Source organism: Arcticibacter sp. MXS-1 (assembly GCF_041902385.1).
Classification (GTDB): domain Bacteria; phylum Bacteroidota; class Bacteroidia; order Sphingobacteriales; family Sphingobacteriaceae; genus Arcticibacter.
Map to the genome: position 1 here is coordinate 3558158 of NZ_CP169244.1, position 23770 is coordinate 3581927.

A 23770-nucleotide genomic window follows, 5' to 3' on the forward strand; every position below is an offset into this window, starting at 1 on the left:
GATGTTGCTCGACTTTCATTCGCACTCAGGGAAAAGAACACCGGGGGAACAGGTTATTCAGAACCTGATCATTCCCTTGATAGGACAAGATCCCGGTTTTGATCGTGATGGTTCTCCGGATCGCTGGTTCTCGGCAGGAGTGCACCCCTGGTACATTGACGAAGACAAGGTGGGTGAGCAGCTGACATTGCTGAGGGAGCTGGCAGGTGCCAGTAACGTGAAGGCCGTTGGAGAATGCGGACTGGACAGGCTAAGGGGACCCTCATTAGACCTGCAGCAACGGGTGTTTGAAGAACAACTGCTGCTTGCGGGCACCCTGGGCAAGCCGGTGATCGTCCATTGTGTGAGGTGCTTTGCTGAGCTCGTTCAGACCAAACGAAGACTTTCAGTCGCCGTGCCGCTGGTGGTACATGGCTACAATAACAAGCTTGCTGTGGCGCGCGAGCTTTTAGACCAGGGCTTTTACTTTTCCTTCGGGAGCGCCTTGCTAAGTGAATGGGGTAATGCTGCAAAGGTCATTGCTGAAGTTCCAGCCGACCGGTTCTTTTTGGAAACGGACGACCGGGACGTCTCAATACGAGCTGTTTATGAGCAGGCGGCACGAATAAAAAAATTCCGGTTAATCAGCTTGAAGAAATTATTTTTGCAACCTATTTAGGTTTAGGGGGTAAAAAGAGTACTAATGATTGACTTAAGTTGGCTTTCCCGCTCGGCACTGCTGGTGGGAGATGAGGGAATCAATGCACTGCAAGGTTCGCATGTGCTGATTGTTGGATTAGGAGGAGTGGGGTCTTTTGCGGCGGAATTTATATGCAGGGCAGGAGTTGGCGAAATGACCATTGTGGATGGGGATGTAGTAGATCCTTCGAACAGGAACAGGCAGCTGCCTGCACTAGCCACCAATCACGGAGTGCCAAAGGCGGAAATCATGGCCGGCCGCCTGAAGGATATCAATCCTGATCTGAAGCTGCATGTCATTCAGGATTTTCTTACTCCAAAGAAATGCCGCGAGATTCTGGAGAAAAGATACGACTATGTGATGGACTGCATCGATAGTGTAACACCCAAGCTGTATCTTTTGCTGACCGCTTACCAAAGCAAGCAGCGTGTGGTGAGTTCAATGGGAGCTGGCGGCAAATTTGATCCAGCGAAGTTAAAGGTGGCCGATCTGATGGATACCTACCAATGCCAGTTCGCCCAATATGTGCGGAAGCGCATTAAGAGGCTGGGCGTTGGTCCTGGTATAAAGGCTGTCTTTTCAACAGAAGAAGTGTTAAAGTCGTCTTTGATTATGACAGACGGCAGTAATTTTAAGCGTTCGGCTTATGGCACTATTTCCTATCTGCCGGCTGCTTTCGGAGGAGTATGTGCATCTGTTGTGATCCGCGAGTTACTCGGGCAGCAGGTAGCAACGGAACTGAGGCCAAAAGAATTAAGACCGAAAGTGAAGCCGAAAAAGAAGGCGACAAGTTAGAACGTATCTGGTAAGGTAATGGTAAAGGATGTTCCTTCGCCTGGTTTACTGTCCACGCTTATTGTTCCTCCCAGTGTTTCGACGTGGCTCTTGACCAGATAGAGGCCTATGCCTCTGCCGTCTTTGCTCTGGTCAAAGCGTTTGTAAAGGCCAAAGAGCTTATCGCCTACAGCCTCGAGATCCATACCCGTTCCGTTATCACTCATCACCAGTACCAGCGATCTCTCTACACGCTTTGTGTCAACCCTAATGACAGGGGGCACATTGTCTTTCCTGTACTTTAGTGCGTTGCTGATCAGATTGTACAAGACACTCTGAATGTATGCTTTTACAGAATAAATGACCGTTGCCTCCTCCGCTAGTGCAATCTTGATTTCTGCCCGTGCCTGCTGTATCTGAACAGAAAGGCTGTTGCGGACAACCGAAAGAAGGTGATTAAGAGAAATTTCCTCCTTGTGCTCGCTGCCTGTATTATGTACCGAGAGCAGCCGCGTGAGGTCAGAAATAACCTGGTCCATCGACTCTGCAAGTTTCCCTACCATTTCAACCAATTCTGCTGTATCGATCTGACCTGATTTAACCAACTGGATCAAACCCTTGATGTTTCCTATCGGTCCTCTAAGATTATGCGACACCGTGTAGTTGAACTGCATCAGGTCATTGTATTTATGGGTGAGCTCCAGAAGGAGTTTCTCATGATCAATTTCCAGGGCCTTTCTTTCCGTTATAAGTGACCTTAGACACAAATGATGAGTGATTTTTCCTAAAGTGTTATAGATGGGCGATATCGTCGTGTCAACCCAGAAAAAACTGCCGTCTTTTGCTTTATTTTTTATTTCTCCCCGCCACACTTTGCCGGAGGAAATGATCCTCCACATTGATTGGAAAAAAGATTTAGGATGATAGCTGCTATTGATTATTTTATGTGTATTACCAACCAGCTCATCTATATGGTATCTACTTACTTCGCAGAACGCCTCGTTTGCGTAAGTGATAATACCCCTCTTATCGGTAATTGTAACAATAGCGGCAGAGTTAACAGCGTATTGAAATGCTTTTAACGCACTTCTCGTTTCTGTACCGAAACTACCAGCATTACTATCAAGAATCATTACGTGCCTGTTTTTTCAAAAGACATACCAAAAGAGGTGTCAGCCTTTCTATAGTTGGCGTTAGGTACCTGACAGATGAAGTGAAAGGAGCTTGTGTGAATAAAAAAAGAGTGATATTAAAAAGCAGAAACATTTCTGTTTCTGCTTTTTAGGATATTTGGGGAAATACGTCTACACTTTTCTTTTGTAGATTTTCAGTTGCTTTATCCTTGCTTTACCAGCTGTATTTCGCATAAGATGCGAATATCGTCACTTACCACTACCTGTCCGGCTTCAGTAACGGCACTCCATGTTAGGCCGAACTCCTTACGGCTGATTTTTCCTTTTACGGTAAAGCCTGCTTTTGTTTGTCCGTAAGGGTCAACCACGATGCCTCCAAATTCAACTTCCAGAGCAATAGGCTTTGTCACGCCCTTGATGGTCAGATCGCCATGCAGCTTGCCTTCGTCGCCGTCCTGCTCTAAAGATGTGCCAACAAAATGTACGGTCGCATGCTCTTCTGCATGAAAGAAGTCGGCAGACTTTAGGTGGGTGTCGCGCTGTTCATTGTTTGTGCTAATTGAATCGACATTAGCAGTGAATTCGATCTTGCCAGCTTTTGCAAAGTCGTCTCCTTCAGTCTCAACCTCAAGATCAAATTCTTTGAAGTAGCCCGTCACTGTGGTGATCATCAGGTGCTTTACTTTAAACTGTACTTCGCTGTGGGTAGGATCAATTTTCCAAATAGTTGCCATTTTGTTTGAGTTTTAATAGTTAACAAAAAGTTAAAGAATATGCTTTCAAAATTTATAATTCAAAGGTAGCCGGCTCTGCAGCCTTTACTATTGATCTAGATTAAGAAATTTATATCTGTAACTTTTTTTAGAATGAGCATCTCTTAAAAAGTGTTAAAGCTTTATTACCGCCGTTGTCTTTTGTTATTTTTATCCGGAGCCTTTAATCAAGATCAATGAAATATCAACTCTTAAACTTTATTGCGTTTTGTTCTTTTCTCTTGTCCTCTGCTGCGGTGTATAGCCAGGGCATACGGGGGACAGTAAAGGGAGCAGATGGACAGCCACTGCCATACGCATCAGTCTTTGTCGTATCCCTGAAAAGTGGAACAAGCGCAAGTGAGGAGGGAAAGTTTGAATTAAAGCTTGCACCCGGCGATTACACGCTGAGAGTTCAAAATATAGGATATAAGGCTCAGGAGTATCGCTTCTCAGTTAGTGACGGGTGGATTGAGAAAGATTTTGTTCTGACGGCTCAGGGCTACCTGTTGAATGAAGTGCAGGTAGGGAAGGGACGCAAGGAAGATTTTGCGTATACGATCATCAGAAAAGCCATCGCCAAAAAGAAGTACCACCAGCTGCAGTACAACAACTATGAGATGAAGGTGTACATTAAAGGGACGGGCGAGTTATCAAAGGCGCCTTTTTTCATACGGAATAAGCTGAAGAAGGAGGGAGTGAACATCAACGAAGCCTACACAACAGAATCGGTGAGTCACATCCGGTTCAGGCAGCCCAATAAAATAGAAGAAAAGGTGATCGCAATCCGCACAAAGGGAAGTAACAACGCATCGATATCACCGTCCCTGTTTATCAACCAGAGCTTTTATGCCGATAAGATAGCCGGAGCTGTTTCTCCTCTTTCAAGAACGGCCTTTCGCTGGTACCGGTTCACCTATGAGGGGAGCTTTAGCGACGGCGGACATGAGGTTAATAAAATAAGGGTCACTCCCCGCTCAAGAGGCGATAATGTGTTCGAGGGAACCATCTATCTCATTGAGGACGAATGGGCCATCCACAGTCTTGATCTGAAGACGAGCATAATGGGCTTTCCTGTAAGCGTGAGGCAGAATTATGGGGAGGTAGCCCCTAACGTCTGGATGCCCGTTACTCACCGTTATCAGTTTTCAGGAAATGTGCTCGGCTTTGAAGGGCACTACAACTACCTGGCATCTTGTCGCGAATACAAGGTTGAACTTAACAAAGATCTGGTGTTTAAGGCCGATGTCGTTGATGAAAAAGTGGAGCCTGCGCCTGAAGAGATAGCGGCATTAAAGCGGTCGGGAAAGGCTCCGGCGGCAATGGTACCTCCATCTGCAAAGCTCAGCAGAAAGCAGTTTTACAAGATGATGGACCAATACGAAAAGGAGAGCCTGAAGGGAAAGAAAGACAGCAACGTGATCAGTGACCTTAGCTTCAGGACTGACAGCAATGCCACAAAACGCGACTCCTCTTATTGGGCCGAAATTCGCTCTGTTCCGCTTACAGCGAAGGAGCAGCAGGGGTATCGTCGCGATGACTCCCTGGCGCGTATTCAGTCGGCCCGGCTTGCGGGGAAAGACAGTCTTAAGGTCATTAAGAAAAAACGCTTTAGTCCCCTCGACGTCATTGGCGGAGCGAGTTATAACCTGTCGGCCCGCGCGACTGCTCAGATTGATCCAACTCTCACCCAGGTGTATTATAATACGGTAGAGGGCTTTAACATCAACCTGAGCGGGAAGTTTAAGTATCAGTACGACAGTTTACGGAAACAGTGGGACTTTTCACCTGCCCTGAGGTATGGATTCTCAAGTAAGGATTTCTACTTCAAGGGGCGTCTTTCGCACAGCATCCGTAAGGGACAGTTTCGGCTGGAAGGGGGAAGTTTGTCGAGCAATTCAATCAGGACGACCCTATTCATCCTTTAATTAATTCACTTACGAGTCTGTTCGCGAGGCGAAACTACATGAAGCTTTATGAGAAGAACTACGGCGGGGCATCGTTTACCTATAAGCAATCTCCGTTTCTCCGGTTTGAAGGGAGTCTGGAATGGGCGAAAAGGAAAGAGCTGACCAATCAGTCAGACTACAGTTTCCTCTATCGCGACAGCAGAGAATACTCCAGTAACTTCCCCGAAAATATTGAACTTGGCCAGGTAAGGTTTCCTGATCATGAAGCCCTGATCCTGAACGCTTCTGTATCTTACAGGCCGCTGGCCAGCTATCGTATCTACAATGGCAGAAGGATAGCCATGACGGACCGTTCGCCTGAGCTGTCGCTCTTATACACCAGGGGCATCAGCGGAGCGCTGGGAAGCGATGTGAACTTTGACCGCATAGAAGGAGGATTTAGTCACCGGATGACGACTGGTGCAGCAGGGCGACTCGACTTTCAGCTGAAGGGAGGAACCTTCCTTAATGCTAAACGGCTCTATTTCATGGACTATAAGCACTTCGACGGAAACAGGACCCTGCTTTCTACCATACGTCCGGCCGGGGGATTCAGACTGCTTGATTATTACCAGTATAGCACTGATAATAGTTATTTATCAGCCAATACACACTATCAGTTCCGTAAGTTCCTGCTGACACGCATTCCCGGTGTGCGGTACCGGGGACTGAAGGAGAACGTATTCTTTAATTATCTCAAGACCTCGAACTCCCCCAACTACTTTGAAGCTGGCTATTCACTCGACAACGTGTTCCGAATCTTCAGGATTGAGGTGGGCGCGTCTTTCATTAATGGCCACTATCAGGAAACAGGGCTAAGGTTAGGCATAGCTACCATCTTCCGGGTAGAGCGGCAAGACTGACAAGGCCAGAAGAATACAGTGCCATTCGTTTAGGGCGAGATACTGGAGTCGGTATAACAGCGCTGTTTTCGCAGAAATTTGATAAGAAATTACCTGAAGCGAAAAACCAAATGCCAGTATCGTTCCAATGTACGACCACTCGTTAATGCCTTAGCAAAAAAAGAGGTCGAAATCACGTATAATATTGCCTCTTTATTGAGGCAAAAGGCTCCAGGCCTGGGCGCGCTCAGCGAACAAAGCTCTTACTTCCGGCCAGGTTTGTTTAAAGTATTCTGATGACCGGTATTTCTCCAGGTCCTCCTCCGACCGCCAGTAGCTTAAGGTAAAGTACTGGTCGGGGTTTTTACTGTCACGCAGAAGGTCTAATTTCTCGCAGCCTTCAAACTGGGTGATAATTACCCGCTGCGTTTCGTAAAAAATGTGCAAAAACTCTTCGCTCTTCTCCGGACGAAAAGTCATCTTAACAACTCGTGTAATCATGAATAAAATTCTACTCTTACAATATCTCCCAAATGCAGGCCCAGCAAGCCGCTTGCATTACCTTTATTTATCGCGATTTCCAGGTGATTGCTAATTCCGAAGAGGCACAGTTTCTCGCCTTCAGGGACCTCGTTATAGTGCCAGCTCAGATTGGTGATCTTCTCATTTCTCTTGAAGGTCAGGACAAAGGGCCTGTTCCTCTGAACCTGACTAAACAGGTCCTTTGATATATTGGTGATCACGTTCTGGAAAGAATCGATGTAGATAACACTTCCCTTGATCAGGTCTTTCTCTATAACCGGCTGCAGATACACCTTTTCCTCCAGTTCGTGCACCGGGATCCCGATTTCTTCAATCGGTTTTCCTGCAGCCAGATGGCATGCAGCTTTTGCAAAGATGTCGGTAAGCGGAAAGTGCAGATATTTGAGGTCCTGCATAATATTCAGCTCAACAACTGTAGTGGGAGCCTCCTCAAACATCAGTGAAAAAATGCCGTTGTCTGAGCCTACAAAATAGTGACCTCTGTATTCAAGGGCCAGGTACCTCGTGTTCGCGTTGTAAACCGAATCGATCCCAATTAGATGGACCGTTTTGTTTGGGAAATAGTGGAACGCATTTTTTAAAACGAAAGCAGCCTGCGAAATGTTAAAAGCTGAAATACTGTGGGTAATATCAACGATATTCACCTCTGGCATAATGGTAAGGATGCTCCCTTTCAGGGCAGCCTGGTAAAAATCTTTGTAACCGAGGTCGGTTGTTAAAGTTATTACAGCCATTAAAATGTGAATATTTATTGTTAATCTTGTGTATGATTATAACCTGCAAATATTGAATTTTTAATTGCAAATAAATCAGGAAACTTAAAAAAAGCATAAATTGAGCGAACTAAAGATTGATCTTGAGCAGATTAACCCCGTAGTACTCTGGGGAGCCAATAATGAGTATTTCGAACTGATCAAAAAACAATTTCCAAAAATAAAAATCGTAGCCCGGGGAACAGAAGTAAAGGTGTTGGGAGATGAGGCAGAATTAACATCCTTTCAGCAAAGGTTTGACAAGATACTGGCGCACGTCGAGAGGTTTCACAGCCTCTCGTCAAACGAGCTGGAAGCACTGCTTGGCGCCCGCTTTGCCACTGAGAAGCCTGCGGAAGGCGATCCGGACAAGCCTGCACCATTGGGAGGCGAGCCCATCGTATTTGGCCCTAATGGTATTGTTGTAAAAGCACGTACGCCCAATCAGCGCAGGATGGTAGAGAGTATCAACCGAAGCGACATTCTCTTTGCCATTGGACCTGCAGGTACAGGTAAAACCTACACAGCAGTAGCTTTGGCTGTAAGGGCCCTCAAAAATAAGGAGATCAAAAGGATCATTCTTACCCGTCCTGCTGTAGAGGCTGGCGAGAACCTCGGCTTTCTTCCCGGTGACATGAAAGAAAAGATCGATCCTTACCTGCGACCCTTATACGACGCTCTTGATGACATGATCCCGCCCGAGAAGCTGAAGGCCTACCTCGAGAACCGCACTATTGAAATTGCACCTCTGGCTTTCATGCGCGGCCGTACGCTTGATAACTGCTTCGTTATCCTTGACGAGGCTCAGAACGCTACCGACATGCAGCTCAAAATGTTCCTCACCCGCATGGGGCCTTCTGCCAAGTTCATCGTTACTGGTGACGTCACTCAGGTTGATTTGCCAAAGAAACAGCAGTCGGGCCTCTATACCGCGCTTAGAATTCTCTCTGACATCAAGGGGATTGATATCATCTACCTGAGCGGCGAAGATGTAGTCAGACATAAGCTGGTTAAACGCATACTTGAGGCGTATGGCGATATACAAGGTGCATGATAGTTAACGCTAGATTTGTGACATCTCTTATCTCGCATTCTGCAGAATAATTAATAGTTTTGCACCTTAATTCAACCATCCATATACAGCATGAGTGCAATAAAGGAAACAAATTTTAAATTTCCAGGGCAGACTAATTTTTACAGAGGAAAAGTACGCGATGTTTATACAATCTCCGGCAAGTTTCTGGTGATGGTAGCAAGCGATCGTATTTCAGCTTTCGATGTCATACTTCCTGAACCAATTCCATTTAAGGGGCAGGTGTTAAACCAGATTGCAGCAAAGTTCCTCCAGGCTACTCAGGATATTGTTCCTAATTGGGTGATTGATGTTCCCGATCCCAGTGTAACTGTAGGCAAAATGTGCGAACCTTTTAAGGTGGAAATGGTTATCAGAGGATATCTGGCGGGACACGCCTGGAGAGAGTACAGTGCCGGCAAGCGTGAAATTTGCGGAGTGAGTCTGCCGGAGGGCTTAAGAGAGAACGACCCGTTGCCCGAACCCATTATCACCCCTACAACCAAGGCGGCGGTAGGTCATGATGAAGATATTTCGCGGGAGGCAATCCTCAAGCAGGGTATCGTGGCAGAGGAAGATTACGTTCAGCTGGAGAATTATACCCGTCAGCTTTATCTGCGCGGTGTGGAGATTGCTGCCGAAAGAGGACTCATCCTTGTGGATACCAAATATGAGTTCGGCAAATCCGACGGGAAGATTTATCTGATCGATGAGATTCATACCCCCGATTCTTCCAGGTATTTTTACCTCGATACTTACAAGGAACTGCAGGAGAAAGGGGAACCTCAGCGTCAGCTGTCAAAAGAATTTTTAAGGCGCTGGCTTATCGAGAACGGGTTTCAGGGAAAAGAAGGTCAGACTGTGCCTTTTATGTCTGAAGAACTGGTGCAGTCAGTTTCAGACCGCTACATTGAATTGTACGAGCATATCACCGGCGAGAAATTCAGGAAAGCCGATGCCGAAGCCGCTCTGGAAAGAGTTGAAAATAATATTCTCGAAAGCATAAATCGTTTAAATTGAAAATTATTTTATAATATTGTATACGGGAGTACTGAAAACCAAAATGATATGAAATTTACTGTTGATAAACACGACAAATATGTTCTGTTAAAGCTTGATGAGACCAAGTTGAATAGCCTTGTATCTCCTCAGCTTAAATCGGAGCTGATCTTGATCAATACCGAGGGGAAGCGCAATATTATACTCGACCTGTCGTCTGTTAAGTACTCGGATTCATCGGGATTAAGCAGCTTACTGGTAGGGCACAGGCTTTGTAAGAATTCATCCGGCAGCTTTGTAATTACGGGGATGAGTGAAAATCTGGAAAAATTAATTACAATCTCTCAGCTTGAGACTGTGTTGAATATTACACCAACCGTTGAAGAAGCAATAGACTTTATCTTTATGGAAGAAGTTGAGAGAGATTTAAAAAGAGAGGCAGAGTAATTACTGTAGTGGTGAATGAGGTTTGATGTTACTATTCTCGGAAGCAGCTCAGCAACACCTATTTTTAATCGAAACCCAACTGCGCAAATACTAAACGTTAACGAACGTCTTTTCCTTATCGACTGCGGAGAAGGAACTCAGCAGCAACTTATCAGGAACGGAATAAAAGCCCAAAGGATCAACTACATATTTATAAGTCACCTTCATGGAGACCACTATCTGGGCTTAGTTGGCTTATTGTCCTCTCTTCATCTTAACGGTCGTACCAAGCCCATCGGTTTGTTCGGTCCGCCTGAGCTGAAGGAAATTATCGATATCCAGCTAAAGTACTCAGAGACTGAACTTCGTTATCCTATACTTTTCCATCCCACTCAGACGGAACAACCTGAAGTCATCTTTGAAAATAGCGATATCCAGGTCGAAACCATACTGCTGGAACACCGCATAGCCTGCACGGGCTTTAAGTTCACCCAGAAACGGAAACAGCGGAGGATCATTAAGGAACGTGTAGAGGAGATCGGAGTGCCGATTGAAATGATCCCTTTAATCAAGCAGGGGATGGATTATACCGACAAGAACGGAATCACCTATGCCGCTGCAGATCTTACTACCGATCCCGACGAGCCCAGGTCCTATGCTTATTGCTCCGACACCATTTGTAATTGGAAATATATCGATCAGATCAGAGGGGTCGATACCCTTTATCATGAATCAACATTTCTGCACGAAATGCTGCAGCGAGCTCAGGATACCTATCATACGACAGCCCTTCAGGCTGCCGAGGTAGCAAGGGAAGCAGGTGTAAAGAATCAGCTCCTGCTCGGCCATTTCTCCGCAAGATACCGCGAGCTTGATCCTCTTCTGGAAGAGGCAAGGGAAGTCTTTCCAAACTCGCGTCTCGCCCTCGAGGGACATACATTTGAGATATAGATTGGGCCTTCGGCCGCTATTGGCGATTAGCTTTTGGCTTTTGGCTGTTGGCGATTAGCTTTCAGCCTGGGCCTTTGGCCGCTGTTGGCTGTAAGCTCTTTGCTATTGGCTTCCCGCTTTCGACTCTCAGTCGGCCTTCGTCCGCTATTAGTTATTGGCCTTCCCCTTTAAGCTTTCCCCTTTCTGCCTTCCGCTTTAAGCTTTCTGCTTTCCGCCTTCAGCTTTCCGCTCAAAGCTTTCCGCCTTTATCAGTCTTTCTTTCCGCCGAATATTGAGAAACTTACGTACCGGCTTGGGTGCGCTTTCAGGTCAATCATCAGCTTATCCAGGTTCTGAGCGGCATTGTTCAGGTTATTGTAGAGCTGCTCATCGTTAACCAGCTTTCCTAAAGACCCCTGTCCGGAATTCACCTTGTTGATAGCCGTCTGCATATCGGCTACCGCCTTATCAGCATTCCTGATGGTCTGCTCGAAGTTCGCTCTGGCAAACTGATCGGTTACCGATTCAAGGTTAGACATCACCGCCGTGATCTTCTGATTGTTGTTTTTCAGGTTGGTCGTGATTGATTCCAGGTTTCCGAAAATAGTGGTCAGGCGGCTGCCCTGAACTCCTACCATTCCGTCAATCGTTTTGGTAGTCGACTCAAGCGTCCGCAGGATATGAGCGATGCTGGCAAAACTGTTGTTAAAGTTCCTCTGAAACTCCGGACTGATCGTGTTGTTCAGAGAGGTCAGGATGGAGTCTAAGCGACTGATCATCGCTTCTGCCTTTTGCTGAACCGGTTTCACCTGTTGCAGCAAATCCTTTTGCACACTGGCCCGAAGGGTATCACCGCTTTCGGCGTATTTGTCGCCTCTGCCCAGTTCAAAGACTATGGCTTTGCTTCCCAATAAACTGGTGCTCTCCAGGTGAGCAATCGTGCTCAATGGGATCTCGTAATCAGGGTTGATTTTTAGCTGAGCCAGGATTTGGCCGTTCTCCATCAGCCGCAGAGCCGAGACCCTGCCAATCTGAAAGCCGTTAACCAATACGGGGTTTGAAACTGCAAGCCCTTCGACATTGTCGTAAGCTGCATAAAACTCCTGTTCTCTTGAGAAAACATCGTTTCCCTTAAGGAAGCTGTATCCAATGACCAAAATAGCAATGGCTACTGCTGCCAGTATACCAACTTTAGTTTCGTTTGTAATCTTCATCCAATTCGTGTTTGGCTAATGTATTCAGTTTAGTGAGATAAACTAAATAATTTATGATATTATAAACTATAAGCAGGCATTAAGGTTTTCGGCTTTGCTTAAATTACTCGATCTCCACCTGTTTCTTATACGTCTGGATTGCTTTTAGTAAACAATTAACAATTTCATTCTGTCCCGTTTCAGACACCATGTATTCTTCTTCTTCAGGATTGCTGATAAATCCGATCTCGGTCAGCACGGCAGGCATACCTGCCTTAGCCAGCACGGCCAGACTTTGTTCCTTTACTCCCCGGTCTATCCGACCGCTTGCCACATACTCGTTTTGGATGAGGGTGGCCAGGCGGATACTCTGCTCCCGGTAGGCGTTCTTGAGAAGAGAAAAGATGATGATACTCTCAGGGTCTTTCGGGTCATACCCCTCGTAGTTCTCCTGGTAGTCCTTTTCAAGCAAGATCGACGCATTCTCCCTGATCGCTGTGTTTTGCTCGCCGAGGCGGCCAAAACCCGAGACAAACGTTTCTACTCCCTTGGACGCGGTACGGTTCCGCATGTTGGCGGGCATCGAGTTACAGTGAATGGAGATGAACATGTCTGCCTTATTGGTATTGGCCAGTCCTATTCGTTCATAAAGCGGTATAAACACATCCTCTGTCCGTGTATAGAGTACCTTGATATCCGGCAGTGCTTCGTTGATCGCTTTCCCAAGCCGCAAAGCCACCTGCAGGGCAATGTCCTTTTCCCGGGCTATAAGGCCTCTGGTAGCGCCGTCTTTACCGCCATGTCCGGCATCAATGACAATCGTTTTTATCCGGTAAGGAGGGATGGCAGCCCCTGAGCCTAAAGAGAGAAGGGGGAAAAGGAGCAATGGGAAGAGCAATGCAGAAAGTAATCTTTTCAATGGCATTATTTTCATTAATTTTGAACCGTACTGTATCATTGCAAAAATAATATTCGTTACTAATTAAAAAATCCGTCAGGCGCTTTTGTGAGACATATCCTAATAGTTTTTTTTCTATTCATCTTTTCGTTCAATCTACAGGCACAGCGCACTACAGGCGGTGTAACCCGTCCTGTCCGTGATACGGCCCGTGCTGACTCTGCCACCCGCGACTCTGTAAAACGTGATTCGCTCTCTTCTAAAACCCTTACCGGCCTGAGTTCAGAGATCAGGTATACGGCAGAAGACTCCATAAAGTTCAGCGTAGACGGAAGTACTATATATTTATACGGAAAAGGACGAATTTATTATGAGGAACTTGAACTTGATGCCGATTTTATCCGAATAGACCAGAAAGGGAAGACACTTTTTGCCAGCGGACGGCACGACAAGTACAACGTATACCGCGGTCGCCCTATTTCCAAGCAGGGCTCTGAGCCGCCTGTCACTGCCGATTCGCTCGTCTATAATTTTGATTCGAAGAAGGCCATTGCCTTTGGTACCGCCACATCTGCCGATGAAGGCTATATCCAGGCGGGAAAGTTCAAGAAGAACGAGTATAACGAAGGCTTTTTAAAGGACGGGATTTACAGTACCTGTAGTCTGCCTGAGCCCTACACCCACTTCGGGATCCACATCAGCAAAGGTATCGTCACCGAAAAGCAGGTGATGGCAAAATCTGCCTATCTTGAGATTGAGCACATTCCCATCTACCTTGCCTATCTGCCCTTCGGTTTTTTTCCGAAGACCAATAAGCGCTCTTCAGGCTTTCGCTTTCCGACCTTCGGTGAAGATGCGAACCGTGGTTTCTATATGCAGGGCATTGGCTGGTACCTGGGTATCAACGACTATTGGGATGCCGACATTACCGGAACGCTCTACAGTAAGGGCTCTTACGACGTGAACACCATTGCCCGGTACAAAAAGAACTATAAATATAGCGGCAGCGTCAACTTCAGCTATGCCTCAATAAAAGATCCGAACGGCGTCAGGGGCACCAACTCGGACCGGGCAAGCAAGCAATTCAACGTTCAGTGGACTCACTCACAGGATCAGGCTGCCAATCCGGGCGTAACGTTCAGCGCAAACGTCAATTTTGGTACCAGTTCCTATTTTCAGCAAACGGCAGCCAACGGGACGTACAACTTTGGCGCTCTCACCCGTAACAACATGTCATCAAGTATCGCCTACGGCAGGACCTTCTTCGATGGGCTCTTTAACTTTACCTCAAGTTTGAGTCACCGGCAGGATTTGTTTGCCAAAACCGTAGACCTTGAACTGCCTTCATTCAACCTGAGCATGACCACCATCAATCCTTTCGATTCAAAGAACCGGGTAGGAGAGCAAAAGTGGTATCAGCGAATTTCGGTAGGGTACTCCCTCCAGGGAAACAACTCCTATTCAGGAGCAGAAAGCGCTTTGTTCAGAAAAGAAACGCTGAACGACTTCCAAAGCACCTTCAGGCACGCCATTCCAGTGAGCATGAGTCTTAACGTGCTCAAGGTACTGCAGTTCAACACCAGCGTGAACTACAATGAACTCTGGACCTTTCAGACCGTCAGAAAAAGTTATAATCCATTTGCCCGGGGTGGTATCGTAACCGACACTGTTCAAGGCTTTGCCAGAAATTATAACTATGGGCTCAGCGGAGGATTCTCAACAAAGCTGTATGGTAAGGTGAACTTTAAAAAAGGAAACCTGATTGCCCTGCGGCATGTCATGACCCCCTCTGTGAGTTTTAACTACAGTCCTGATTTTACTAGCCCCCGATTCGGATTCTACAGGGACATAAAGAATATGCCCGTTAAGTTACCCGACAGTCTCCGCCAGCTTCAGGGAAACATCCGGTACTCCATCTTCCAGAGCGGTGCCGGAGGCAGCCAGCAGGCCGCCATCAACTTCTCCCTCGATAACACCATTGAAGCCAAGAAAAGATCAAGGAGCGACACCAGCGAGGCGACTAAAAACGTGCCCATTATTCAGGGGCTCCGCTTCTCAGGTAGCTATAACTTCGCAGCCGATTCCATGAAGCTCTCTCCAATCAGCTTTAGCGGTCGTACTGCCTTCTTTAATCAGAAGATCGGGCTGAACTTCGGAGGATCGTTTGACCCCTATCAGGTAGAGAATGTAAACGGATACGCCAGGCGGACCAGGCACTATCTCTTTGAAAAAGGGCAACTCGCCCGGCTCACTAATTTCAACGTTTCTACCGATTTTAGTTTTAATTCCTCGGCTCTGCAGAAGCGAAATGAGGAGCTGCGAAAAAAACAGAATGATCCAAACATAAGTCCCGCTCAGCAGCAGGACATTCAAAGTATCCTCAGGAACCCTAACTACTACGTTGATTTCAATGTGCCCTGGAACCTGAGCGCATCCTACAGTCTTAACTACTCAAATGATGGGGTACGGTCGGTAGTAACGAACACGCTTAATTTCAATGGCGATTTCAGCCTTACCCCCAAATGGAAGATCCAGTTTAACTCCGGTTACGACTTTCGTCAGAAAGAGATCAGCTTGACCCAGTTCTCCATTAACCGCGACCTCCATTGCTGGGATATGGCCTTCCGCTGGACCCCTTCGGTATGTATAAAAGCTACAGTGTTGATATCCGCGTCAGAGCCTCTATCCTTCAGGATCTGAAGCTCAGCCGTAGAAGCGCACTACCCTTAAATTACTATTAATGTTAACTGAAATTATAACCATCGGCGATGAGATCCTGATCGGTCAGATCGTCGACACCAACTCCGCCTGGATTGCTCAGAAGCTCAACGAAGCCGGTATTCGCGTGAAGCAGATCACGTCGGTATCTGATGATCGCGATCATATCCTCGAAGCACTTGCTGCCGCAAGCAAAAGAGCCGACCTGATTATCATTACAGGCGGGCTGGGACCAACGCGCGATGACATTACCAAGAAAACCCTGGCAGAGTACTTCGGGGTGGGTTTTCGCAGAGATGCCGATGCTCTTGAAGACGTGAAACGCATCTTCGCTGCCTCCAACCGACCCATGCTCGAGATCAATGAGCAGCAGGCAGACGTTCCGGAAAACTGCATCGTGCTGCGCAACAAGAACGGGACAGCGCCAGGAATGTGGTTCGGTCACGAGGGCAAAGTCTACGTCTCCATGCCCGGCGTGCCTTTCGAAATGATGTATCTGGTAGAAGAAGAAGTTCTTCCCCGGGTAAAACGTCATTTCAGCCTTTCCGCCATCGTTCATTATAACATCCTGACAGCAGGCATAGGCGAGTCCTTTCTGGCCGAGGCGATCGCATCTGTAGAGAATGCCCTGCCTGCCCACATCAAGCTGGCCTATCTTCCCAAGTTAGGGCAGGTGCGCCTCCGTCTGAGCGCCTACGGTGATTCAGAAGAAGCATTAAAGCAGGAGGTGGAGCATTACGCAGAGATGATCAGGCAGCTGATCCCCGAGTTCGTGGTGATCAGCGAGGACAAGCCCCTCGAAAAAGCGTTGCTCGACTACATGCAGGGGCGCCGCTTAAAGCTGGCAGTAGCCGAAAGCTGCACCGGCGGTTACCTCTCTCATCTTCTCACACAACATCCCGGATCAAGCGAAGTGTTCCTGGGAGGGGCTGTCAGCTACTCCAACGAGCTCAAGGAAACGATGCTTGGCGTATCTTCCGAAACACTCCGCAAGTTCGGAGCCGTGAGTGAAGAAACAGTCATCGAAATGGCGGCCGGTGCGCTGCGGAACTACCATGCCGACTATGCGGTCTCCATAAGCGGGATTGCCGGTCCCGGAGGCGGCACACCCGACAAGCCCGTAGGCACCGTGTGGATAGCAGTGGCAGCCAGGGATCGTACCGTTGCCCGCAAGTTTCAGTTTCCGAGCCGCCGGCAGCAAAACATAGAGAGAGCTGCTGTAAATGCGCTCATCCTGCTGTTGAAATTAGTTCGTGAAGACCACGCATAACATTTAAAAACATTTATTTTTGCAGCGATACCAATCAACAATGTATGGCTCACTTTGAATTATTACTTCCAAAGATGGGAGAGAGCGTTGCCGAAGCTACTATCACCAGGTGGCTGAAGAACCCCGGCGACACCATCGAGGAAGATGAACCGGTGGTTGAAATTGCCACCGATAAAGTAGACTCTGAAGTTCCTTCTCCCGTATCAGGGAAACTCGTTAAACAGGTTGTGAATGTGGATGATATTGTCCTGGTGGGCTCGGTCATCGCAGTAATTGACACCGGAGGAGGCGACGCAGCGGAAGAGCCAAAAGAAACACAAGCTCCTCAGCCAGCAGTACAAGCCGGGCCGGAACCAGAAGCAGACCCAATTCCCGGACTTGAGGCTTTGCCGGCAGCCCAGGAAAACGTTTCCTTCAGAAGTATCGAGTCAGATGCAAACCGCTTTTATTCGCCTCTGGTAAAAAGTATCGCAGCCGAGGAAGGCATCAGCCAGCAGGAACTTGATACTATTCACGGCACCGGTGCAGAAGGACGCGTTACCAAGCAGGATATATTAACCTATATTAAAAACAGGCACCGTGCACCCGCTCCGGAACAGGCAAGACCGCAGTCGGCCCCTCAGCAGCCCTCTGTCAGCCCCTCGTTCTCAGCCGCCGCGAACACCTTTAACAGGCCGGCTCCTCAGGTTCAGGTCCCCGTATCAGGAAGTGACGAGATCATCGAGATGGACCGCATGCGCAAGCTGATCGCCGAGCACATGGTCATGAGCAAGCAGGTGTCGCCTCACGTAACCTCCTTCATCGAGGCCGATGTTACCAACATCGTGAAATGGAGAGATAAGATCAAAGCCTCCTTCGAGAAGAGGGAAGGGCAAAAGATCACCTTCACCCCCGTCTTTATCCAGGCAGTGGCCAAGGCAATCAAAGATATGCCAATGATCAATGTATCGGTAGACGGCACCCGCATTATCAAGCATCGCGACATCAACATTGGGATGGCTACCGCGCTGCCTTCCGGTAACCTCATCGTTCCGGTGATTAAGAATGCCGACCAGCTGAATCTTGTCGGTTTAACGCGTGCCGTTAATGATTTGGCAGTCAGAGCCAGGAATAACAAGCTTCAGCCCGACGAGGTAAAAGAAGGAACCTTCACGCTCACCAATATTGGCTCTTTTGGCAATGTGATGGGCGTTCCTATCATCAACCAGCCCCAGGTGGCCATTCTTGCCGTGGGCGCTATTCAGAAGAAGCCCGCTGTTATTGAAACTGAGTTCGGCGACGTTATCGCGATCCGCCATAAAATGTTCCTTTCTATGTCGTATGATCACAGGGTGGTCGACGGAGCGCTCGGTGGAATGTTTATCAAGAAAGTAGCCGACTATCTGGAGGCATGGGATATTAACTGCAATATTTAACCCGAAAGTGATCTTCATCAATTGAATTTAAGTGCATATTCCTTTTGTTTGCACCGAAAATCAAATACGAAGATGAAGATTGAATACTACTCGTTTAAGAGAGCAGCTCTGACAGCAGTTTTAACTGTATCAGTCGCTGCTCTTTCTTGTTTAAAATCCTTTGCTCAGGAGCATGCAGAAGGAAAAGAAGAGGAAGAAAAAGGCGCTCACAAGATCACTTTTTCTCTCGGTCACGCTCATGTGCACGAAGGCATTGAAAATGAAGAGAAAAAATGGCTGGTAATGGGTGCATGGGGGCTGAATTACGACTACATGTTCAATTCAAAGTGGTCCCTGGGACTTCATAACGACCTCATCCTTGAAGAGTTTACAGTAGAAAAGCACTTAGGAGAAGAAGAAAGCACCATACTGGAACGGGAACACCCCATCGCAACCAAGCTCGTGGGATCTTACAAGCCATTAAAGCATATCAGCCTGATGGCGGGTGCCGGCGAGGAAATTGCAAAAGGAGAGAACTACTTTTTAACAACAGTCGGTGCTGAGTACGGCGTTCACATTCCTGGAGGCTGGGAGTTTGGCGCCGAACTTGCATATGATATTAAATGGAAGGCCTACGATACCTGGATCTTCGGATTCGGAATCAGCAAGGTCATTCCAGGAAAGCACAAGCACCACAAGGGATAACAACAAAAAGGCCGGAACTGAGATTCCGGCTTTTTTGGTGAAAGCCTGTTGGTTTATTGACACTATTAATTGTTCCTTTAAAGGTCTTAATGAGATCGCTTTGATGAGTTTGTTGAGACCATTAGTCGTTTTTTTAAGGCTTCAATGAGATCGCTTCGCTGAGTTTATTGAAACCCCCGGTCGTTTTTAAAAGGCTTCAATGAGACGGCTTCGCTAAATTTATTCAGGCAATAAGTCTTTTTTTAGTGGTGTTAATGAGGTCGCGTCACTGGGTTTGTTGAGACCACCGGTCGTTTTTTTAAGGCTTCAATGAGAGGACTTCGCTAAAATTATTGAGACAATCAGTTGTTTTTTTAAGGCCTCAGTGAGATCGCTTCGCTGAGTTATAAGGGCAGAAAGAGCCTTCAGGCGAACCTTAGTCCCCGTTTGCGGGTGCAAGTCATGAATGTTTTTTTTGTAAGTGACTTCAATCAGGACAGTTTCCCTTCTCGGCTGTTATCCTGCTTTCACATAGGGCGGGCCTACAGGCAAGGGGCCTTTTCTTCTCAATTGAACACGTCCTTCTTCGAACACGATACCGTTCGCCGATTCTGGTTTCGTCTGTTCTTTTACTGTTCTTCGCTTGCGCTTCGACAGTTCTGTCGAATCCTAAAAAAGCTATACACCCAAAAAGAAGTGTATGGAAACCAAAAGAAGAAAATTGAGATCAATCAGGAGTGAAAGGAACACTCGTTTTGACAAGCGTGAAATTCAGAGGATAGTAGAACGAATTGAGTCGGGGGTACCTCGGCGTGACATCCTAAAGGAATACGGAATGCATGAATCAACGTTGACTAATTGGATGAACCGGTACGGCTCAGAGCATTATCAGCAGGAACGTAACCGCCGATATAGTCCTTCGGAGAAACGTACAGTCCTTCGGGCAGTGGAATCAGGAATGAGCGTCCGGGAGGTATGTGTGGCCTTCGGGATCAAATGCAGGACAGTAGTAGATAAGTGGGTTCGCCAATAGAAAGCTGAAAATGTCGAACTTAGTGTTGAAATCCCGCAAATGAAGAAAAAAGAAAAGAAAAAACAGGAAAATGTAGCTGCAGACACGCAAAGTCTGGAGGAACAGCTAGCCTATGCCCAGCTAAAGATACAGGCTCTGGAGACTCTGATTGATATTGCAGAGGAACAGCTAAATGTGGATATCCGAAAAAAGTCTGGAGCCAGGCAGTCACCAAAATGAAACAAGACTATCCTGCACAGGGAATCAAAGCCCTGTGCAGACTGTTTGGCAAAACCCGCCATGCCTGGTATGACCGGCAGTGGCGGCAACAGGATACAGGCTTAAAAGCAGAGATCGTTCTTCAACATGTCCATCAAATCCGCAAAACATTGCCGGGTACAGGTACCAGAAAGTTACTCCATGTGATCACCCCAATGCTGGCAGAGCACGACTTGGGAGTTGGTCGGGATTATCTCTTTGATCTGATGCGTGAGAAAGGATTGAGCATCCGGCGCCGAAAGAGGCGGGTGGTAACTACTGATTCGCGACATTGGATGCATAAATATGCTAACCTGATTAAAGACCTTAGGGTGGACCGTCCAGAGCAGGTCTGGGTGAGCGATATTACCTATATTGGGATGAACAGAGGCTGGGGATACCTCAGCCTGATCACAGATGCTTATTCCAGGAAAATCATGGGCTACTGCTTTCATAAAGACCTCAGCGCTCAGGGGTGCGTAAGAGCGTTAAAAATGGCCCTTGACAACCGCATCTATCAGGAGCACTTAATCCATCATTCAGACCGCGGATCACAGTATTGCAGCAAAGAATATGTAGAGGTGCTACTGAGTAGCAAAATAGCCATCAGTATGACCGAAAACGGAGATCCTTATGAGAATGCCCTGGCAGAACGAGTTAACGGTATTCTCAAAGAAGAGTTCAGCCTGCACTATTCAGCTATGGGCTTTGAGGAGACTGCAAGGAAGGTCGCTGAAAGCATCGGGGCTTATAACGAGCTAAGGCCACACGCCAGCTGTCACTATCTTACTCCAGAGCAGGCCCATCTCAAGGGGGGGCCACTAAGGAAACGATGGAAAAATAAAAACTTAAAAAATACAGAAATTCCCCTTGTATAGTTCAATCAGGATTTACAACTTGCAGTGTATAATTAAGTCAGGAATACCAATTTCCGATGTATAATTAAATCAGGATTTATTCATTAATCTGTATAGTTATTTCAGGACAAGACATTCTTCGCTTGCGCTTCGACAGTTCGCCGTCGGTTTTCCGACGATTCTTCGTCCTTTCTTCGCTTCTGCTTCGTTTTTGGTTCGTTCCTCGTTCGTTCCTGCTTCGTCGTTTGGCCGTCGCTGCTTCGTCGTTTTTTCGTCTCCGCTTCGTCGTTTGGCCGTCGTCGCTTCGTCGTTTTTCCGTCGTCGCTTCGTCGCCGGACCTACGGAGCGAAAAAAAGCGACGAAAAACTGACGGCTCAGGTACGAATCTGGTCATACCATGCACTTCACCTGATTCAATCAAAACAAAGACTGGCCGATACCAGGGGCCTTATCCTGTGCCAAACAGCACCATCTGGCACCATTTGGCACCGCGAGTTGGCAGGTGCCCGCCGCCTTTTCTACTTTTAATACCCAGACAAACCATTCATGCGTTGGACACTCCAGCGGGAGGTGGGTTTGCTTGCATGTTGTTCCGGACCATTGAAGAGAAAGGAAACATTCACAGAATCCACCCATGAAACTGGTACTTAAGCGGGAAATGAAGTTGCTTGCATGTTCTTCGGTGCCTGGAAGAGCAAATAAACTTGTAAGAAAAACTGACAGCGGCCGACAGTCGCCCGATCAGGGGTAACAAGCCAGAGTCAGATGAAATTTATATGTTATGGAAATTGCTTTAGATAATCGCAGACTCGTTCCTTCAGCCACTCCGAAGAGTAGTGCAGGCGGCTACAGAAACCGAGTGCGTGCTGAATACCGTACCCGGACTCCGGACGATCCCGGGGAGGGGAGCGGTAAGCCCTGCCCAGATCAAGCTTACGCGGCCTTGCCGTTCTCCCGCCGGGGTTGCAGGGAAAGAAGTGCTAAAATGGGAACATTCCCAACTTTTGAAACCGGTTGCAAAGGCATATACCGAGAAAAATGCTGTTCTTTCTTCCGGCTTCTGAATAACTTGGCTGCAGCTGTTCACCTCGGTTATGCACAAAGAGGGGCGGCCCTGACAGCGCTTCTTGCCCGATACCTGAGGGAAGTGGCCGCGGGGCATCAGGAGGTGAACACGATGACAACCAGTTTAAAACACACCAGAATGTACAAGATCTTCAGTCTCGTTGGTATTTTGTTACTACTTTCTACTGCCAGGGCCGACGTTCGTCTGCCTTCGTTTTTCTCAGACGGGATGGTTTTGCAGCAGAAGACAAACGTCAGGATCTGGGGCATGAGTGCACCGGGAGAACATCTGACTGTGCGGCCGTCCTGGTCACGCCAGAGCGTTCATACAAAAGCATCCCCGGATGGAAAATGGACTGTTTCTATTCAAACTCCGTCTGCCGGCGGGCCTTATTCCTGCAGCATCAAAGGGAAAAATACGATCGTATTGAAGGATGTGCTGATCGGGGAAGTGTGGCTCTGCTCGGGGCAGTCGAATATGGACATGCCGGTAAAGGGATATATGGCCAGCCCCGTTGAGCATTCGAATGACATTCTGCTAGATTGTACGAATCCTTCCCTTCGTCTTTTTCACGTGGCGCGGGCCTATGCGGGCCAGCCGCAGAGTGACGTCAAGGGGAGCTGGCAGCAGGCAGCCCCCGCATCGGTAAGCAGCTTCAGTGCTGTAGGCTACCAGTTCGCTGCCATTCTGCAGAAAAACCTGAGGGTACCAGTAGGAATCATACAGGCCACCTGGGGCGGTTCGCCTGTTGAGGCCTGGATGGATAGTGTCATGGTAAGCGGGATTCTGGGAGACAGCATCAAAACCGACCGTGCCATCAGCAAGGCCGTGCACCAGGTGCCCGGAAACCTGTACAACGGCATGATTGCTCCTCTGGCCGGCTATGGCATAGCGGGGGTGCTCTGGTATCAGGGAGAGCAAAACAGGCACAATTACAAGTGGTACGCCGCCCTTCAAAAAGCAATGGTCGGGCACTGGCGGAAAGCATGGAACTTGGGCGACTGGCCCTTTTACTATGTACAGATAGCGCCCATGCGGTATCCCGAATCGCAAAGCGCCGCTGTTCCGCGACTCCGCGAGGTGCAGCTAAAGCTGATGGACGAAATACCAAACAGCGGCATGGCCGTCACTCTCGACGTTGGCGAAGAGCATAATATTCACCCCTCCGGCAAAACGGCGGTGAGTAAAAGGCTCGCCTATCTGGCTCTTGCCAATGCATACAAACAGGCAGGACTGGCGTTCCGCGGACCGGAGTGCCGCTCTGTCGAGATTGCAGGAGAGGTGATAAAATTAAAGTTCAGCTACGCTGTTAATGGACTTACCAGTTTTGGCAAAGCCCTCACGCAGTTCGAAGCTGCAGGGGCCGACAGGACCTTCTGGCCTGCCAAAGCGGAGATCCATCAGGATGAGGTGTGGGTATGGTGCGACAAGGTAAAGTCGCCTCTGGCGGTGCGATACGCCTTTACAGACTGGGCCGTTGGCGAGCTCTATAATGTTGAAGGAATTCCGGCCTCGTCCTTTAGAACAGACGACTGGTAGTGTTTTCTGTCGGCAAGAGGATTGTAAGTT

20 protein-coding genes and 1 pseudogene are annotated in these 23770 nt (G+C 47.8%); 15 read left to right on the forward strand and 6 right to left on the reverse strand.

Annotation, left to right across the window (positions count from 1 at the left end):
• Position 1 precedes the first annotated feature (1 nt).
• Both ACES2C_RS15365 and ACES2C_RS15370 read left to right on the forward strand, forming a co-directional pair.
• Positions 2 to 658 carry a TatD family hydrolase gene (locus ACES2C_RS15365; protein ID WP_374163962.1) on the forward strand — a complete coding sequence of 219 codons (657 nt, stop codon included), beginning with the start codon at positions 2 to 4 and terminating at the stop codon, positions 656 to 658.
• Between the two features lie 24 nt (positions 659 to 682).
• Entirely contained in the window at positions 683 to 1474 is a 792-nt protein-coding gene (locus tag ACES2C_RS15370; protein ID WP_374163963.1) for a ThiF family adenylyltransferase, read from the forward strand.
• Here ACES2C_RS15370 and ACES2C_RS15375 read toward each other — a convergent pair.
• Together ACES2C_RS15375 and ACES2C_RS15380 are read right to left on the reverse strand one after the other, a co-directional pair.
• Positions 1471 to 2586 carry an ATP-binding protein gene (locus ACES2C_RS15375; protein WP_374163964.1) on the reverse strand — a complete coding sequence of 372 codons (1116 nt, stop codon included), beginning with the start codon at positions 2584 to 2586 and terminating at the stop codon, positions 1471 to 1473. The genes ACES2C_RS15370 and ACES2C_RS15375 overlap by 4 nt on opposite strands.
• A gap of 203 nt (positions 2587 to 2789) precedes the next feature.
• Positions 2790 to 3320, reverse strand: a complete 531-nt coding sequence (locus tag ACES2C_RS15380) for a YceI family protein (protein ID WP_374163965.1) — start codon at positions 3318 to 3320, stop codon at positions 2790 to 2792.
• A 215-nt stretch (positions 3321 to 3535) separates the two neighbouring features.
• On the opposite strand from ACES2C_RS15380, the pseudogene ACES2C_RS15385 reads away from it, so the two are divergent.
• A pseudogene (locus ACES2C_RS15385) lies at positions 3536 to 6150 on the forward strand (DUF5686 and carboxypeptidase regulatory-like domain-containing protein).
• Positions 6151 to 6342: 192 nt separating this feature from the next.
• On the opposite strand, the gene ACES2C_RS15390 reads toward ACES2C_RS15385, so the two are convergent.
• Together ACES2C_RS15390 and ACES2C_RS15395 are read right to left on the reverse strand one after the other, a co-directional pair.
• Positions 6343 to 6630, reverse strand: a complete 288-nt coding sequence (locus ACES2C_RS15390; protein WP_374163966.1) for a putative quinol monooxygenase — start codon at positions 6628 to 6630, stop codon at positions 6343 to 6345.
• Positions 6627 to 7406, reverse strand: coding sequence for an S-adenosyl-l-methionine hydroxide adenosyltransferase family protein (locus ACES2C_RS15395; protein ID WP_374163967.1), 780 nt, complete (start codon positions 7404 to 7406; stop codon positions 6627 to 6629). The genes ACES2C_RS15390 and ACES2C_RS15395 overlap by 4 nt, the downstream gene beginning before the upstream one ends.
• A 100-nt stretch (positions 7407 to 7506) precedes the next feature.
• Between ACES2C_RS15395 and ACES2C_RS15400 the strand changes: the two genes are divergently transcribed.
• From ACES2C_RS15400 to ACES2C_RS15415, 4 genes are all read left to right on the forward strand, one after another.
• Entirely contained in the window at positions 7507 to 8478 is a 972-nt protein-coding gene (locus ACES2C_RS15400) for a PhoH family protein (RefSeq protein WP_374163968.1), read from the forward strand.
• 90 nt (positions 8479 to 8568) lie between these two features.
• A complete protein-coding gene (locus tag ACES2C_RS15405; protein WP_374163969.1) occupies positions 8569 to 9516 on the forward strand; it encodes a phosphoribosylaminoimidazolesuccinocarboxamide synthase in 948 nt (315 codons plus the stop codon).
• A 48-nt stretch (positions 9517 to 9564) separates the two neighbouring features.
• A complete protein-coding gene (locus ACES2C_RS15410; protein ID WP_374163970.1) occupies positions 9565 to 9942 on the forward strand; it encodes an STAS domain-containing protein in 378 nt (125 codons plus the stop codon).
• A gap of 15 nt (positions 9943 to 9957) precedes the next feature.
• The gene (locus ACES2C_RS15415; protein ID WP_374163971.1) at positions 9958 to 10872 is read left to right on the forward strand and encodes a ribonuclease Z; all 915 of its coding nucleotides are present in this window, start codon (positions 9958 to 9960) and stop codon (positions 10870 to 10872) included.
• Between the two features lie 248 nt (positions 10873 to 11120).
• On the opposite strand, the gene ACES2C_RS15420 is transcribed toward ACES2C_RS15415, so the two are convergent.
• Together ACES2C_RS15420 and ACES2C_RS15425 are read right to left on the reverse strand one after the other, a co-directional pair.
• A complete protein-coding gene (locus ACES2C_RS15420) occupies positions 11121 to 12065 on the reverse strand; it encodes an MlaD family protein (protein WP_374163972.1) in 945 nt (314 codons plus the stop codon).
• Between the two features lie 103 nt (positions 12066 to 12168).
• Positions 12169 to 12969: an N-acetylmuramoyl-L-alanine amidase gene (locus ACES2C_RS15425; protein ID WP_374163973.1), complete on the reverse strand. Its 801-nt coding sequence runs from the start codon at positions 12967 to 12969 to the stop codon at positions 12169 to 12171.
• Between the two features lie 81 nt (positions 12970 to 13050).
• On the opposite strand from ACES2C_RS15425, the gene ACES2C_RS15430 reads away from it, so the two are divergent.
• The 8 genes from ACES2C_RS15430 (at position 13051) to ACES2C_RS15465 (ending at position 23740) form a co-directional block, all read left to right on the forward strand.
• Positions 13051 to 15642: a putative LPS assembly protein LptD gene (locus ACES2C_RS15430; RefSeq protein ID WP_374163974.1), complete on the forward strand. Its 2592-nt coding sequence runs from the start codon at positions 13051 to 13053 to the stop codon at positions 15640 to 15642.
• A 40-nt stretch (positions 15643 to 15682) separates the two neighbouring features.
• Positions 15683 to 16930 (forward strand): competence/damage-inducible protein A, encoded by a 1248-nt coding sequence (locus tag ACES2C_RS15435; RefSeq protein WP_374163975.1) that lies wholly within the window; start codon positions 15683 to 15685, stop codon positions 16928 to 16930.
• Positions 16931 to 16974: 44 nt separating this feature from the next.
• The gene (locus ACES2C_RS15440) at positions 16975 to 18345 is read left to right on the forward strand and encodes a dihydrolipoamide acetyltransferase family protein (protein ID WP_374163976.1); all 1371 of its coding nucleotides are present in this window, start codon (positions 16975 to 16977) and stop codon (positions 18343 to 18345) included.
• A 72-nt stretch (positions 18346 to 18417) separates the two neighbouring features.
• On the forward strand, positions 18418 to 19029 hold the full coding sequence (locus tag ACES2C_RS15445) for a hypothetical protein (protein WP_374163977.1): 612 nt from the start codon (positions 18418 to 18420) through the stop codon (positions 19027 to 19029).
• Between the two features lie 679 nt (positions 19030 to 19708).
• Positions 19709 to 20041 (forward strand): transposase, encoded by a 333-nt coding sequence (locus ACES2C_RS15450; protein WP_374163978.1) that lies wholly within the window; start codon positions 19709 to 19711, stop codon positions 20039 to 20041.
• A gap of 39 nt (positions 20042 to 20080) precedes the next feature.
• Positions 20081 to 20260 carry a hypothetical protein gene (locus tag ACES2C_RS15455; protein WP_374163979.1) on the forward strand — a complete coding sequence of 60 codons (180 nt, stop codon included), beginning with the start codon at positions 20081 to 20083 and terminating at the stop codon, positions 20258 to 20260.
• The gene (locus ACES2C_RS15460; RefSeq protein WP_374163980.1) at positions 20257 to 21156 is read left to right on the forward strand and encodes an IS3 family transposase; all 900 of its coding nucleotides are present in this window, start codon (positions 20257 to 20259) and stop codon (positions 21154 to 21156) included. Before ACES2C_RS15455 ends, ACES2C_RS15460 begins: the two co-directional genes overlap by 4 nt.
• Positions 21157 to 22204: 1048 nt before the next feature.
• Positions 22205 to 23740, forward strand: coding sequence for a sialate O-acetylesterase (locus ACES2C_RS15465; protein ID WP_374163981.1), 1536 nt, complete (start codon positions 22205 to 22207; stop codon positions 23738 to 23740).
• Positions 23741 to 23770 lie beyond the last annotated feature (30 nt).

What these genes read in the sequence shown, in the direction of transcription:
- ACES2C_RS15445 (WP_374163977.1), top strand. Translation starts at nt 18,418, where the DNA reads ATGAAGATTGAATACTACTCGTTTAAGAGAGCAGCTCTGACAGCAGTT.
- ACES2C_RS15405 (WP_374163969.1), top strand. Translation starts at nt 8,569, where the DNA reads ATGAGTGCAATAAAGGAAACAAATTTTAAATTTCCAGGGCAGACTAAT.
- ACES2C_RS15425 (WP_374163973.1), bottom strand. Translation starts at nt 12,969, where the DNA reads ATGCCATTGAAAAGATTACTTTCTGCATTGCTCTTCCCATTGCTCCTT.
- ACES2C_RS15435 (WP_374163975.1), top strand. Translation starts at nt 15,683, where the DNA reads ATGTTAACTGAAATTATAACCATCGGCGATGAGATCCTGATCGGTCAG.
- ACES2C_RS15455 (WP_374163979.1), top strand. Translation starts at nt 20,081, where the DNA reads ATGAAGAAAAAAGAAAAGAAAAAACAGGAAAATGTAGCTGCAGACACG.
- ACES2C_RS15415 (WP_374163971.1), top strand. Translation starts at nt 9,958, where the DNA reads ATGAGGTTTGATGTTACTATTCTCGGAAGCAGCTCAGCAACACCTATT.
- ACES2C_RS15450 (WP_374163978.1), top strand. Translation starts at nt 19,709, where the DNA reads ATGGAAACCAAAAGAAGAAAATTGAGATCAATCAGGAGTGAAAGGAAC.
- ACES2C_RS15420 (WP_374163972.1), bottom strand. Translation starts at nt 12,065, where the DNA reads ATGAAGATTACAAACGAAACTAAAGTTGGTATACTGGCAGCAGTAGCC.
- ACES2C_RS15390 (WP_374163966.1), bottom strand. Translation starts at nt 6,630, where the DNA reads ATGATTACACGAGTTGTTAAGATGACTTTTCGTCCGGAGAAGAGCGAA.
- ACES2C_RS15460 (WP_374163980.1), top strand. Translation starts at nt 20,257, where the DNA reads ATGAAACAAGACTATCCTGCACAGGGAATCAAAGCCCTGTGCAGACTG.
- ACES2C_RS15375 (WP_374163964.1), bottom strand. Translation starts at nt 2,586, where the DNA reads ATGATTCTTGATAGTAATGCTGGTAGTTTCGGTACAGAAACGAGAAGT.
- ACES2C_RS15365 (WP_374163962.1), top strand. Translation starts at nt 2, where the DNA reads ATGTTGCTCGACTTTCATTCGCACTCAGGGAAAAGAACACCGGGGGAA.
- ACES2C_RS15370 (WP_374163963.1), top strand. Translation starts at nt 683, where the DNA reads ATGATTGACTTAAGTTGGCTTTCCCGCTCGGCACTGCTGGTGGGAGAT.
- ACES2C_RS15440 (WP_374163976.1), top strand. Translation starts at nt 16,975, where the DNA reads ATGGCTCACTTTGAATTATTACTTCCAAAGATGGGAGAGAGCGTTGCC.
- ACES2C_RS15380 (WP_374163965.1), bottom strand. Translation starts at nt 3,320, where the DNA reads ATGGCAACTATTTGGAAAATTGATCCTACCCACAGCGAAGTACAGTTT.
- ACES2C_RS15395 (WP_374163967.1), bottom strand. Translation starts at nt 7,406, where the DNA reads ATGGCTGTAATAACTTTAACAACCGACCTCGGTTACAAAGATTTTTAC.
- ACES2C_RS15410 (WP_374163970.1), top strand. Translation starts at nt 9,565, where the DNA reads ATGAAATTTACTGTTGATAAACACGACAAATATGTTCTGTTAAAGCTT.